The organism is Marinobacter sp. VGCF2001 (assembly GCF_049943275.1).
In the GTDB taxonomy this organism is placed as follows: Bacteria; Pseudomonadota; Gammaproteobacteria; order Pseudomonadales; family Oleiphilaceae; genus Marinobacter.
Map to the genome: position 1 here is coordinate 47,187 of NZ_JBNFVX010000005.1, position 13,592 is coordinate 60,778.

Below are 13,592 nucleotides of genomic sequence, written 5' to 3' on the forward strand. Positions count from 1 at the left end.
AATGTCGAGTTCATCTCTGAGTACAGACAGCCTGAGTACCCTCTCCACCCTGAAGGCCGCCGGCAAGACCTACTACTATTACAGCTTGCCCAAGGCAGCAGATACTCTGGGCGATCTGAACCGTTTGCCGTTTTCCCTGAAAGTGTTGATGGAAAACCTGCTACGCAACGAAGATGGCACCACCGTGGACAGAAGCCACATTGACGCCATGGTGCAGTGGATGAAGGATCGCCATTCCGATACTGAAATCCAGTTTCGCCCGGCCCGTGTGTTGATGCAGGATTTCACCGGGGTGCCTGGGGTTGTCGACCTGGCCGCCATGCGCGAGGCCGTGAAGGCTGCTGGCAAGGATCCGGCGATGATCAATCCGCTGTCGCCGGTGGACCTGGTGATTGACCACTCGGTGATGGTCGACAAATTCGGCGATGCCTCCTCGTTCAAGGACAACGTTACCATCGAGATGGAGCGTAACCAGGAGCGTTATGAGTTCCTGCGCTGGGGCCAGCAGGCCTTTGACAACTTCCGCGTGGTGCCGCCGGGTACCGGCATTTGCCATCAGGTGAACCTGGAATATCTGGGCAAGACCGTCTGGCAGAAAGACCAGGACGGCAAGACCATCGCTTACCCGGATACTCTGGTGGGCACAGACTCCCACACCACCATGATCAACGGCCTGGGCATTCTTGGCTGGGGTGTTGGTGGTATTGAAGCAGAAGCCGCCATGCTGGGCCAGCCCGTCTCCATGCTGATTCCGGAAGTGGTTGGGTTCAAGATTACCGGCAAGCTCCGTGAAGGCATTACCGCCACCGATCTGGTGCTCACCGTTACCGAAATGCTGCGCAAGAAAGGCGTCGTCGGCAAATTCGTGGAGTTCTACGGCGATGGCCTGAAGGATATGCCGGTGGCAGACCGGGCGACCATCGCCAACATGGCCCCGGAATACGGTGCCACCTGTGGTTTCTTCCCGGTGGACGAGCAGACCATCAAATATATGCGCCTGACCGGTCGCGAAGAGGAGCAGCTGGAGCTGGTGGAAGCCTACGCCAGGGCCCAGGGCTTGTGGCGTGAACCTGGCCATGAGCCGGTGTACACCGACAAGCTGGAGCTCGATATGGGCGAAGTGGAAGCCAGCCTTGCCGGCCCCAAACGCCCGCAGGATCGGGTGGCCCTGAAGAACATGAAGTCGTCCTTTGAGCTTTTGATGGAAACTGCCGAAGGGCCTGCCGAGAACCGTGAGGCCAGCCTGGAATCCGAGGGTGGCCAGACCGCAGTTGGTGTTGATGACAGCTACAAGCACCATGCCAGTCAACCGCTGGAGATGAATGGTGAGAAGAGCCGGCTGGACCCGGGCGCGGTGGTCATTGCCGCCATCACCTCCTGCACCAACACCTCAAACCCGAGCGTGATGATGGCCGCCGGCCTGATCGCCCAGAAAGCGGTGGAGAAAGGCCTGACGACCAAGCCCTGGGTGAAAACCTCCCTGGCACCGGGCTCCAAGGTGGTGACCGACTATCTGAAAGTGGCCGGCTTGCAGGATGATCTGGATAAACTGGGCTTCAACCTGGTGGGCTATGGCTGCACCACCTGTATCGGTAACTCTGGCCCCTTGCCGGACGCGGTGGAGAAAGCCATTACCGATGGCGACCTGACGGTCGCTTCCGTGCTCTCGGGTAACCGGAACTTTGAAGGGCGAGTGCATCCGCTGGTGAAAACCAACTGGCTGGCCTCGCCGCCCCTGGTGGTGGCCTATGCGCTGGCAGGCAACGTGCGCCTGGATCTCTCGAAAGATCCGCTGGGCCATGACGAGGACGGCAACCCGGTGTACCTGAAGGACCTCTGGCCGAGCCAGCAGGAGATCGCTGAAGCGGTGGAGAAAGTGAAGACCGATATGTTCCGTAAGGAATACGCGGAAGTCTTCGATGGCGACGCCACCTGGAAGTCCATCCAGGTGCCGGAAAGCAAGGTGTACGAGTGGTCTGATAAATCCACCTACATCCAGCATCCTCCGTTCTTCGAGGGCCTGAAGGAAGAGCCGGACGCGATCGACGATATCAAGGAGGCCAACATACTGGCACTGCTGGGCGATTCGGTGACCACCGACCACATCTCACCGGCCGGTTCCTTCAAGCCGGACACCCCTGCCGGCAAATACCTGCAGGAAAACGGTGTTGAACCGAAAGACTTCAACTCCTATGGCTCTCGCCGGGGTAACCACGAAGTGATGATGCGCGGCACCTTTGCCAACGTTCGCATCAGGAACGAAATGCTCGATGGCGTGGAAGGCGGTTACACCAAATTCGTGCCCACCGGCGAGCAGATGGCGATTTACGATGCCGCCATGAAGTATCAGGCGGATGATACGCCGCTGGTGGTCATTGCCGGCAAGGAATACGGCACCGGCTCAAGCCGCGACTGGGCCGCCAAGGGCACCCGGTTGCTGGGTGTCAAAGCCGTAGTGGCTGAATCCTACGAGCGTATCCACCGCTCCAACCTGATCGGTATGGGCGTCATGCCACTGCAGTTCCCGGAAGGCACGGATCGCAAGAGCCTGAAACTCACCGGTGAGGAAACCATCAGCATCGAAGGCCTGTCCGGCGAGATCAAACCGGGGCAGACCCTCAAGATGACGGTGAAATACCAGGATGGCTCTACAGAGACCTGTGAGCTGAAATCCCGTATCGATACCGCCAACGAGGCCGTGTACTTCCAGCACGGCGGCATCCTCCATTACGTGGTGCGGGAGATGCTGAAAGAGGCCTAGGCGATGGGCACATCCAGCCAGAAGGTGGAGCCCTGGCCCACCTCTGAGGAAAAATCGACCTGCCCACCCATCCGGGTCATCAATTCCCGGGTGATGGCCAGTCCAAGACCGGAGCCGCCCTTGGCGCGCCGGTCTGAACTGTCAGCCTGGGAAAACTTCTCGAAGATGCGCGCCCGGAATTCCGGATCAATCCCCGGGCCGTGGTCTTTTACCGCAATTCGGATGTGTTGACCGATACGTTCTGTTGAAATATCGATACGGGCATCAGGCGGGGAAAACTTGATGGCGTTGGACAATAAATTATTCAGCGCTTGTGCCAGCCTTTGCCGGTCGGCCCGCACCCGGTTAGCCGGCAGCTCCCTGGCATCCAGTGTGAGATTCTTCTCCAGGGCGTAGTGCTGGATGTTTTCCAGACACTCCGAAACGGCCTCCGCAACGGGAAATTCGCTGGTATGAAAATCCATCTTGCCGGCAATCAGCTTCTCGATATCCAGAAGGTCATTGATGAGATAACCCAGCTGATCGCTGTTGCGACGGGCAATACTGATCAGCCGGACCGCCTGGTCCGGGAGCTTGTCCGTTGCGTTGGCGCTTAACAGGGACAGGGCGCCGGAAATGGAGGTCAGTGGGGTTCTGAGCTCATGGCTGACCGTGGAAATAAATTCGCTTTTCAATCGCTCGGCCTCCTTGCGCTCGGAAATATCCTCGGCAATGATCCAGACCACGGATTCGTTGCCCTGCATATCCAGCCTCAAACCATGGAGCATCAGCGGCCGGAGCGTCTGGTCTGGTGCCCGAAAAAAGCCTTCCAGCCCGGTGAACCGGAACCGGTGCGCGAGAATGGTGGATACCGAGTACTCCACGGCTTTACGCTGGCCGGATTGGTCATAAACGTCGTTGAAGTAGTCGATGGAGGCGCCCCCGGACCCCAGGGCGCGGGTAAAGCCGGGGTTGGCCTGAATCTGCTCGCCGGTGATGGCGTCGTAGAGCGCGATGCCAAAAGGAGCAAGTTCAAACAGCCCCCAGAATCGACGTTGCATTCTGCGATCGCGCAGAATCAGTGCCGTTATCCACAGGGTGCCGGCGATGATCACCAGCGTGACGAATGCCAGCAATCCCCGGAGTAACCAGGGTGATTCGGGATGGTCAGGCCAGCCTTCGCTTGGTTGCGCATAGAGGTTCCAGGTAAAGCCGGTCATGGCCATGGTTGCGGATACCGGGGACTGCCACGGGATATCGGCATCGCCGAAAAACCGCCCAGCGTCGATCTTATCCGGCTCTGCCGTGGACAGCACGAGTTTGAAATTCGATGGCAACTCATTCAGACCGACCGATGCATAGAGTCGTTCCAGATCCAGAATGGCGGAAATGACGCCCCAGAGCCGGCCCGTGTCGTTCTCGTGAATGGGGATGCGGGCAGCCAGGCCCTGACCGCCCTGAACGAGGTTGATAGGGCCGTTGAAAACGGCCCGCTGTGTCTCGAGTAACAGGGCAACCTGTTCCGGCGACAAGCTCTGGGTCCGGAGATCCAGACCCAGTGCACCGCTGTTGCCAGACATCGGATAAATGTGTCGAATCACAAAGTCCGGGGCCAGGCCAATATTCAGCAGTTCGGGCGCCAGTTTGAAAATCACTGAGGCCAGTTGTTGAAACTGCGATTCCCGGATGTCGGGGTTGACGGCCACGTTGGCAGCGAGCCCCCAGACTGTTTGGGTATTTTGCAAAATGGACGCCCGCAACTCGAGGCTGAGATCATCCACCTGTTCCTGCCATTGGGCACGCACATCGGCGCGGTGTTTCTCCGTGGCGGTCGAATCCAGCGCCAGTGCCAGGCTGATGGCCAGCAGGCAAACGGTGAGGCGGGCAAACCAGACCAGGCCGTAAAACGTTCGTTCTTGTTGTTTGTTCATGATCGACCTGCGTGTTTATGCTTCGGGCAACGCCAGCCAGAAGCGTGCGCCCTGGCCTTCCAAAGAGTCAAAGCCAACAGAACCGCCCATCTGGGTCATGATTTCCCGGGTGATGGCCAGGCCAAGGCCGGTTCCGCCTTTACCCCGGGTATCGGAACTGTCGGCCTGGGCGAATTTTTCAAAAATTCGCGCCCGGAAGCTGTCTGGAATGCCGGGTCCCTGGTCCTGGACCTCAATCACCAGATGCGCCTGCCGGCATCGCAAACGCACCCATACGGCACTGTTTTCCGGTGAAAACTTGATGGCGTTTGACAGCAGGTTGGTGAGTGCCTGAGCGAGCCGGGAGCGGTCGACATTGGCGTGAGGGTCGGGATTGTCATTCTGGTCAAACCGTAAGGTAATGTGTCGGCCTTGCGCGTAGCTGTTAAGGCGTTCCATCACCTCGTGAACCAGCGGCCTGATCGGCTCATGAGCCAGGTGCATACGCATTTTGCCGGAGACCAGTTTTTCGATATCGAGCAGGTCGTCCACCAGCTGGCGTAAATGATCGCTGTTCCGGTGGGCAATATTGACGATCCGCTCAACAGGCTCCGTTAATTGCCCCAGCGCGCCGCCGGCAATCAGCCCCAGCGACCCGCTGATGGCGGTCAGCGGTGTTCTCAGCTCATGGCTGACCGTGGAGATAAACTCGTTTTTCATCTTCTCCACTTTTTTGCGCTCGGAGATATCCTCAACCAGGCTCCAGACCAGTGAGCGCCCGCTGACGCTGGTGATCTGCATACCGCGAATTACCACCGGGTATGGCCGGGCATCCGCATCCAGGAGTTCCAGTTCGCAGGGGCCAAAACGCCCGGTTTCCTGGAGCTCTGAGATGATCTCCCGGGCCCTGGGCTGTTTGTCCTCGGGCACCAGTTCCAGAACCGCCATACGGTGAAGCTGCTCCCGTGACAGGCCGGTGGGAACCAGGAAGGCATCGTTGACATCGAGGAAGCGTCCACTGGCATAATCGTTTAGTGAAATACCAATGGGTGAAAGCTCATACAGCCGGCGCAGCTCATCTTCACTTTCCTTGAGTGCCAGTTCGATTTTCTTTTTTTCATCAACATCGGCGATGTAGCCGTGCCAGATGATGCTGCCATCGGCGAGTAATTCGGGTGAGGCTTTGCCCTCCACCCATCGCCAACCCTTGTCTTTGTGATGCACCCGGTATTGCGAATGCCATTCACAGAGCGTTTCCGCCGATTGTTCAATACTGCGACTGATCCCATCGAGGTCGTCCGGATGCAGTTTTTCGAAAACGATGCCGGCATCCTCCCGAACCTGCTCCGACTCAACGTCGTAGATCTCCCGAATTCGATCACTGGCGAATGGAAATGATGAGTGACCATCCGGCCATCGCCGGTACTGATAGAGCATACCGGGTGTATTGGACACCAGTTTTTCGAGTGTTTCCGTCTGCCGTGCCTGCTGGATGCAATCGCCCACCCAACGTGCCAGCAGGTTGACGAACATTTTTTCGGTCTCGCTGAACGGTAATGGTCGCGGTTTGGGGGAAGAGAAATTCACGGTCCCGAACAGTTCATCGTCGATCCAGATAGGCGCTGCAATGTAGCTCTCAAGCCCGAAGGCCGCGTAGCAGGCGCGGTCCCGATACACGGACCTGGCCATATGGCTGATGCCCAGGACTTCGCCTTTTTCGAGCAGAATCGAGCAGTAGGTCTCGTCGAGTGGCAGCGTGAGGCCGTTCTCCAGAGAATGGTCCCGTCTCTGATGATGCCAGAGTACCGTATAGGCATCGCCGGTTACCTCGCTGACGATGGCGGTTTCTGTTCCCAGGTAACGATTGGCTTTTGCCAGAGCGTCGACGATGGCCAGGCTGAGGTCTGCGGTAGATTCAAGAGCAATATCGTTGAGGATATTCAGGGCTTTGGTGCGTTCGCTGAAGTAGCTTCCCAACTCCCGGAACTGGAATTCCCGTTCGATAATGTCCGCCAGATCCCTGAGACTGTTCTGCTCAGACGGCGTCAGGATTCGTGGCTTGCGATCGATAATGCACAGAGTTCCCATGCGATAGCCTGATCGATCCTTGAGCGGGGCGCCGGCGTAAAAGCGGATCTTCGGATCCCCGGTCACCAGAGGATTATCGGCGAAGCGTTCATCTTTCAGGGCATCTTCGACGACAAACGTCTCGGCACCCAGAATGGAGTGCCCACAGAAGGAAATATCACGGCCGGTTTGTTTCGCACCCAGGCCGTAACAGGATTTAAACCACTGACGATCTTTGTCGACCAGGGATACCAGCGCAATCGGCACATCAAACAGACTTGCCGCCAATCGTGTGACGCGATCAAAACGTTCCTCTGCCGGAGTGTCCAGAAGCTCCATGGCTTCCAGTGCCGACAGACGCTCCGCCTCATTGGTTGGCCGCTCAGGTGTTTTCATGGGCCTCCTCGGTGTCTTGATCCGGGCAGGGAAGCTCGACCCAGAAATGGGCCCCGTCCCGATAGTAGTAGCCGATCTCCCCATCCATCAATTCTGCCAGTTCGCGACAGATGGCAAGGCCAAGGCCGGTACCCGACCGGGACTGACGGGAGGCTGAATCTGCCTGGGCAAAGCGGTCGAATAGCCGTGGCAAGAATCCCTCAGGAACCCCCTTGCCCTGGTCTGAGACGGTGATTCGCACCATGCCGTAATCGGTGGGCTCGCCAAGTATCCGCACGGTGCCGCCCTCGGGCGAGAATTTGATGGCGTTGCTCAGAAAGTTGTCGAGTATCTGGCGAAGGCGCTGTGCGTCCGCCCAGACGCTCTGCGTCCGGGGATGAGTGCTGCAGGAGCATTCGACCCCGTAGTTTTGCGCCATACCGAGGTTGCCTTCCACCGCCTGGCTCAGGGCCGTTGCGACCTTCACCCGGGCCGGATAGACGGAAAGTTGGCCGGCAATGGCCTTGTTGAAATCCAGCAGGTCTGAAATCAGCAGCTGCAGCTGGTCGCTGTTGCGCAGGGCAATGGTGATCAGATTCTCCGCTTTCTCCGGCAATTCCCCTGCCGTGCCAGCCTTCAGAAGTTTCAGCGAACCGTTAATCGATGTCAGCGGCGTGCGAAGCTCATGGCTGACGGTCGACACAAACTTGTCTTTCATGGTGTCCAGAGACTCAAGTTCTTCCATCAGCTGGTTGAAGGCCTTCGCCAGATTGCGGGTCTCCGGTGGTCCTTTCGGTTTCAGCCGCTGTTGGACGGTTTTTGCCATAATCATGTCGCGAATCTTCAGTGACATGGTCTCCAGCGGCCGGGTCAGTGTTTTTGCCAGTACCCACGCCAGGAAACTGATCCCCAGAATCACCAGCACGCTGAGTTGCAGGAAATTGCTGAACGAGGCGCGGGCGGGCCCGGTGACCCGTTCATAGGGTTCGGCGCGCAGGAAAAGCCAGCCGACCCGGTCCAGATGCTTGGTGGCATAGACCCAGCGTTTACCTGAGCTGTCCTTAACGATCCCGGTGGTGATGCCCGACAGGGCCGCGTCAATGATGGCATCATTGCCGGGGCCGGGAAGATCGGGCATCGGCAACCCGGATCTCAGTGAATCGACCTGGGTGAAGTGGCCGGTATCCAGCACTTTAAAGAGCACGCCGTCTTCCTGGCCGAGCGATTCGGGGATGATGCCGGATTCCGCGAGGTTAATGACCCCGCCGGCAAGGCCCAGCAAATCACCGTCGTCGGTTTCAACAGGTGCAAGAAACGAAAGCAGCGGCAGGCCGGTGGTCCGGCCTATGATTGGCCGGCTGACCAGCGCCTGGCGAGTGCGGATGGCGTCCCGGAAGTGGGGGCGATCCGCATAGGACGTGCCTATTCGATTCGGCACATAACGGTTTTCGGCGATCGCCACACCGTTGTTATCGAACACCAGCAGGCCGGCCGGGAAGTATTGGTTCAGAGCGCCCGGCCGGCCAAGAAGTTCCGCCAGCCTGGCGTTGGGCAAAAGCCGGTCGCCATCGGTAAGGAAACTGGAAAACGCGGTGAGTGCTTCAAGGCGAATCTGGAGTTCCTGGTCGACAATGCGGGCCGCAGATTCGGTTTCCAGCAGTTGTCTCTGAGTCAGGACCTCTTCGAAATCCCGAACCACGCCGTTGTAGGCAAGAAGCAGTATGGCGATAACGGCTGCGAGGCTGGTGCTGATCGTAAGGAGCGTAACGCGCAGACCAAGGGACAAGGTTTTCAAAAGTAATCCTTAGTGGCGTGGTCGACAACTGGAAAACGTGCTTTGATAGAGCTTAGAGTATTTCCAAAGCGGACAAAACCGGAGTTTGGGGAGTTTTTTTGGATAGTCGACAACAAGAGCAGATTGCAAACCGCCTGAAGGTGCTTCAATCGCGCTTTGTGGAGCGTCTGAGGGGAGAACTCGCCGATCTGGACCAGCTCGCGCACAGTATTCGGGCCGGCAAAGCCAGCCCGAGTGACCTGGCGAGCTGCTGTCAGCGTTTGCATCAGCTGGCCGGATCGGCCGGGACATTTGGCTTTCACGAATTCGGGCAGAAAGCCCGGGCTCTGGAGAAGCGCTTCAAGAGCGAGCTTGAGAGCGTGCCGGGGGATGAGCCCCTGCGCCGGGAGCAGGGCGCGGTCGGGCTTGCCGAGGGGCTGCAGGAGCTGATTGCCCTGGCTGATGTCGAGCAAACGGCACCGGGGGATGCCGGGGCGGCAGAGCCGGCAAGTACGGAAGATCCGGAAGCCCATGGTATGCAGGTGCGGTTGCTGGTGGTGGACGACGGCAGCGGTCAATTGCAGGGGCTGTCAGCGGAGTTGCGCAAATACGGTTTCGATGTCTGGTATAAAAACCGGCTGGAGCTGCAATCGCAGGCAAGCGAACCGGGTGATTCCGGGGCCGGGATCGCCGCTGTTCTTTGTCACTCTTTTTCAGTCGATCTGGTGGCCCATGATTTTTCAGGGCGGGATGTTGGTCACTATCGCGCGCCTCCGCCTATTTTGTGCGTCGGCGAGGAAGACAGCTTTCAGAACCGGTACCGCGTGGCCGATTCGGGAGGGCGTGCATTTTTCCCGGAGCCGGTCGATTTTCCGGAACTGGTGGAACGCATCGAAGCGTTGGTGGAAGAGCAGAGTGCCGGGGCGCAGGCGCGGGTCATGATCGTGGACGACGACCGTGAACTGGCGGAGCATTACTGCCTGGTGCTCGAATCGGTTGGTATCCAGGCCCGGCCGGTGTCTGATCCGTTGCTGTTGATCGATGAACTGCACGCCTTTGAACCGGAACTGTTGCTTATGGATATCGAGTTGGGCGAGTATTCCGGCGTCACGCTGGCACGTATGGTCCGGTTCCAGGCTCGCTGGCTCAGCCTGCCCATTATTTATCTCTCCTCGGAGGATGATCCGGAGCGCCAGCTTCGCGCCCTGTCCGGTGGTGCGGACGAGTTTCTGGTCAAGCCGGTTTCCGACGATTACCTGATTCGCTCCGTCCAGATGCGTTGCCATCGGGCTCGCCAACTGGCCGATTTGATGAATCGGGACAGCCTCACCCGGTTATTGAAGCACGCCCTGATCAAGCAGGAGGTGGAGCGCGAGCGAGTGCGCGCTGAGCGCGGCGGTTATGAGTCGACGGTGGTTTTACTGGATATCGATCATTTCAAGCGGGTAAACGATACCTGGGGGCACGGGCAGGGGGATGTGGTGATCCGCACGCTGGCGAACCTGCTGCGCAATCGTCTGCGTGAGTCGGATGCGATTGGCCGCTACGGTGGCGAGGAATTCCTGATCGTTCTGCCCAATTGCGATGCCGGTGCCGCCAGGGCGTTGATCGCGCGGATTCTGGCCAGCTTCAGCGAGCTGGAGTTTTCGGTGGGCGAAACGTCATTTCAGGTGACCTTCAGTGCCGGCATTGCCCCTGTTAAAGATTTTACCGACGGAGATCAAATCATCGAGGCTGCCGATCGGGCACTCTACGCGCAAAAGCGGGACGGGCGTAACGGCGTCAAGATCTACCAACCGGGGATGTAAGGCAGCATGAGGGTTCGGGGTTGAAAGTATTGGTGCTTGAGGATGATGACCTGTTCGGTGAACTGCTGGAAACGGTCATTGCCGGTTCTGGCTATGGGGTGAAGGTTTCGGTGTGTGATCGCTTGTCGGATGCTGTCCGGTTGGCGGACACCGAGCCGTTTGATCTGGTGGTGACCGACTGGAATCTGCCGGACGGTTCCGGGCTTGAGTTAATTCGTCGAATACGGCGCTTCAGCAAAGAAACGCCGGTGGTTATCGTTTCCGCGCGCTCAGATCGCGATTCTGTCCTTAAGGCGGCCCATTACGGCATTAACGGCTATATCACAAAGCCTGTTGACGTTACGCTGCTGCACTCAAGACTGGCGGAATTTCTTCCGGGCAAGCAACAGGATGTCATCCCCGTTTCCGAGTACCTTGAGCAGGCCCTGGGGCACATTGTCCAGCTACCGTCGGGTGTGGACCCATCCGGGTTGCTTGAGCTGGCCCGGCGTGAGCGGGAGCTTTCACCGGCGCAACTGGCGGAGCGCTGGAGAGACGAACCTGCTTTGGCCGCGAGATTGCTGGATGTCGCCAACAGTACCTCATTCCGGCGCACCGGCCAGCCGGTGGAAAACCTCAGAGATGCCATAAGCTCGATGGGCATCACGATGGCGTTGAATCAGGCCCTGGCCCTGGCTCTGGATGTCTCCGGTGGCCTCCGCTGGCAGCCCCTCAAAACGATGGCTCAGGAAATCAACGAGCAGATCATGGGCGTTTCGCGGGCGGCAAATGCGCTGGCCATCAGGCTCGGCCTGCCGCCATCGGTTTTTCAGCAAGCGGGATTGCTGAGCCGTCTTGGTGAATTGGCGCTTATCAAAGTGCTTGACGATTTTGTGGCGCTTGGCGGTAAACTCGAGCCCGAGGATCTGGCGCCTTTGCTGAAAGACTGGGCTCCCCGGTTCGGGAACCGCCTGAAGGTACAGTGGCATTTGCCGCTCGGCTTGAGAGAACTGGTTGGCGCCGTGCACTTCCTGCCACCGGACAGTACCCGGGATCGTCAGCTGGTCATGCGCGCGGCTGCACTTGAAGCCAGCGAGCTCGAGGGTAAAGAGGAACATCAGCGGCTGCTTCGTCGGCTCGGGCTGGATAATTCACCATAAAAAAGCGGGCTGATTATGGTTGGGAGAACTGCGTTGAATAAAGTCCTGTATGTTGAGGACGATGCCGACATCCGCAGCATCGCCGAGCTGGCGTTGAGGGATGTCGGCGGGCTGGATGTCAGCCTGTGTGAGTCCGGGCCCGAAGCCTTGTCCCGGATTGATGATTTCTCACCGGATCTTGTGCTGCTGGATGTGATGATGCCGGGGATGGATGGTCCGCAGACCCTGCAGGCATTGCAGCAGCGCCCCCAGGGGCTGGATGTACCGGTGGTTTTCATGACGGCTCGCCTGCAGCCGTCCGAGATTGAAGAATACCTGGCGTTGGGGGCCATCGGCGTGATCCCCAAACCCTTCGACCCTATGACCCTGGCTGACGACATTCGGGCGCTGTTGACAACCACCGATGCCGGTTGACGCAGATGCGCCTTTTACGGAATTAGGGTAGGCTGGCGCTCCGAAAATGAACTGATCTCCGAGGTTGTCATGTCGTCTCCCCAGTCACCGGAAGAACTCAAGTCCAAGCTGAATCTGGAAACGTCCCGCATACACTGGCATGAGTTGCAAACCTATTATGCCCGGGGGCAGGTAGTGCGTGTGGCGCCGGCGCTGGATTTGCTGAATGTGGCGGCGCAGCTGGCGGCAGACAACAAGGCGCAGTTTGAGCACTGGATGTCCACTGGCCAGGTTGGGGAAGTGGAGCCTGACCTTGCCCGCGCCTGGTACGATCGCAACGCCGAGCTCTGGGCGGTTGTTATTGCACCCTGGGTGCTGGTTCAGGATCGTTCCGGCGAACGGCTGCACTGAGCGCCGCGGATTCTTCCACAACGTTTCCACTCTTTACTTCTGTCTTCTTCGAGGTTGTCATGCTCACCGGCGCGCTCCTGATTCTGGCTCCGTTGTTTCTGGGTTTCGCGTTTGCGCTGTCCAGCCGCAGGCTGATGACCGTGATCCACTATTCGGTGGAAGGCCTGGTGTACTTTATTCTGGCCCTGTTGGGGCTGGGGCTGGGCCAGATGGAAGGGTTGCTGGGGCAACTGGGTACCATGGCGGGCCAGGTGACCGCGCTGGTGTTTACCTTGCTGCTGGCTAACATGGCCGGGCTCTGGCTGTTCCATCGTTGGCAACCCATGCGTACCGAGACAGCAGAGGCTGGTGATCGGCCCGGCTACGGCCGGCTTTTTCTGGCCGGGCTGAAACCGCTGCTGGCTGTGCTGGCCGGTGCTTTGGTTGGCTATTTCCTGTTGCCATCGCTGCCGATGGTAGATGATATGGCGACCTGGGCCCTGATGTTTTTGTTGTTTCTCATCGGCCTGCAACTTCGTAACGCCGGGCTATCGCTGCGCAGACTGTTGTTGAACCGGCAGGGATTGGGCATCGCGCTGGCGCTGGTTGTCAGTTCATTGCTGGCAGGAGGGCTTCTCATCCCGATATTGGGTGTCCCCTGGCACCAGGCGCTGGCGCTGGCTTCCGGGTTTGGCTGGTATTCGCTCTCCGGCATCGTTATTGGTGATGCGCTGGGGCCAGCCTGGGGCGGTGTTGCCTTTCTGAACGATGTGCTGAGGGAAATCCTTGCGTTGGCGCTCATCCCGCTGGTGATTCATGCCCGCCCCGCCATGGCCATTGGCTATGGCGGAGCGACGTCCATGGATTTCACCCTGCCGGTGATCCGCAGCAGTGGCGGGCTGTCCTGTGTGCCGGTAGCCATTGCCTCCGGTTTTCTGCTTTCGTTTTTGTCTCCGGTGCTGATGGGGGTTTTTCTGTCGTTTGGGTAGACGTATT

9 protein-coding genes are annotated in these 13,592 nt (G+C 58.7%); 6 read left to right on the top strand and 3 right to left on the bottom strand.

Annotation, left to right across the window (positions count from 1 at the left end; translation table 11 throughout):
• Position 1 precedes the first annotated feature (1 nt).
• Positions 2-2,761: an aconitate hydratase AcnA gene (gene acnA, locus ACP2AU_RS07650; protein ID WP_426375519.1), complete on the top strand. Its 2,760-nt coding sequence runs from the start codon at positions 2-4 to the stop codon at positions 2,759-2,761.
• Here the strand turns inward: acnA and ACP2AU_RS07655 are convergent.
• Genes ACP2AU_RS07655 through ACP2AU_RS07665 form a run of 3 tightly spaced genes read right to left on the bottom strand, consistent with a single transcriptional unit; the run spans position 2,758 to position 8,887 of the window.
• Positions 2,758-4,671, bottom strand: coding sequence for an ATP-binding protein (locus ACP2AU_RS07655; RefSeq protein WP_426375520.1), 1,914 nt, complete (start codon positions 4,669-4,671; stop codon positions 2,758-2,760). The genes acnA and ACP2AU_RS07655 overlap by 4 nt on opposite strands.
• Before the next feature lie 15 nt (positions 4,672-4,686).
• Complete coding sequence (locus ACP2AU_RS07660) at positions 4,687-7,113, bottom strand: ATP-binding protein (RefSeq protein WP_426375521.1); 2,427 nt, start codon at positions 7,111-7,113, stop codon at positions 4,687-4,689.
• The gene (locus ACP2AU_RS07665; protein ID WP_426375522.1) at positions 7,100-8,887 is read right to left on the bottom strand and encodes an ATP-binding protein; all 1,788 of its coding nucleotides are present in this window, start codon (positions 8,885-8,887) and stop codon (positions 7,100-7,102) included. Before ACP2AU_RS07665 ends, ACP2AU_RS07660 begins: the two co-directional genes overlap by 14 nt.
• Positions 8,888-8,985: 98 nt before the next feature.
• On the opposite strand from ACP2AU_RS07665, the gene ACP2AU_RS07670 reads away from it, so the two are divergent.
• From ACP2AU_RS07670 to ACP2AU_RS07690, 5 genes are all read left to right on the top strand, one after another.
• A complete protein-coding gene (locus ACP2AU_RS07670) occupies positions 8,986-10,674 on the top strand; it encodes a diguanylate cyclase (protein WP_426375523.1) in 1,689 nt (562 codons plus the stop codon).
• Positions 10,675-10,694: 20 nt separating this feature from the next.
• The gene (locus ACP2AU_RS07675) at positions 10,695-11,813 is read left to right on the top strand and encodes a response regulator (protein WP_426375524.1); all 1,119 of its coding nucleotides are present in this window, start codon (positions 10,695-10,697) and stop codon (positions 11,811-11,813) included.
• A gap of 15 nt (positions 11,814-11,828) precedes the next feature.
• The gene (locus tag ACP2AU_RS07680; protein WP_426375525.1) at positions 11,829-12,227 is read left to right on the top strand and encodes a response regulator; all 399 of its coding nucleotides are present in this window, start codon (positions 11,829-11,831) and stop codon (positions 12,225-12,227) included.
• Positions 12,228-12,296: 69 nt separating this feature from the next.
• Complete coding sequence (locus ACP2AU_RS07685; RefSeq protein WP_426375526.1) at positions 12,297-12,617, top strand: DUF2288 domain-containing protein; 321 nt, start codon at positions 12,297-12,299, stop codon at positions 12,615-12,617.
• A 59-nt stretch (positions 12,618-12,676) separates the two neighbouring features.
• On the top strand, positions 12,677-13,585 hold the full coding sequence (locus tag ACP2AU_RS07690) for a lysine exporter LysO family protein (RefSeq protein WP_426375527.1): 909 nt from the start codon (positions 12,677-12,679) through the stop codon (positions 13,583-13,585).
• Positions 13,586-13,592 lie beyond the last annotated feature (7 nt).

Coding starts and splice junctions, on each gene's coding strand:
- ACP2AU_RS07680 (WP_426375525.1), top strand. CDS start 11,829: ATGGTTGGGAGAACTGCGTTGAATAAAGTCCTGTATGTTGAGGACGAT.
- ACP2AU_RS07655 (WP_426375520.1), bottom strand. CDS start 4,671: ATGAACAAACAACAAGAACGAACGTTTTACGGCCTGGTCTGGTTTGCC.
- ACP2AU_RS07660 (WP_426375521.1), bottom strand. CDS start 7,113: ATGAAAACACCTGAGCGGCCAACCAATGAGGCGGAGCGTCTGTCGGCA.
- acnA (WP_426375519.1), top strand. CDS start 2: ATGTCGAGTTCATCTCTGAGTACAGACAGCCTGAGTACCCTCTCCACC.
- ACP2AU_RS07690 (WP_426375527.1), top strand. CDS start 12,677: ATGCTCACCGGCGCGCTCCTGATTCTGGCTCCGTTGTTTCTGGGTTTC.
- ACP2AU_RS07685 (WP_426375526.1), top strand. CDS start 12,297: ATGTCGTCTCCCCAGTCACCGGAAGAACTCAAGTCCAAGCTGAATCTG.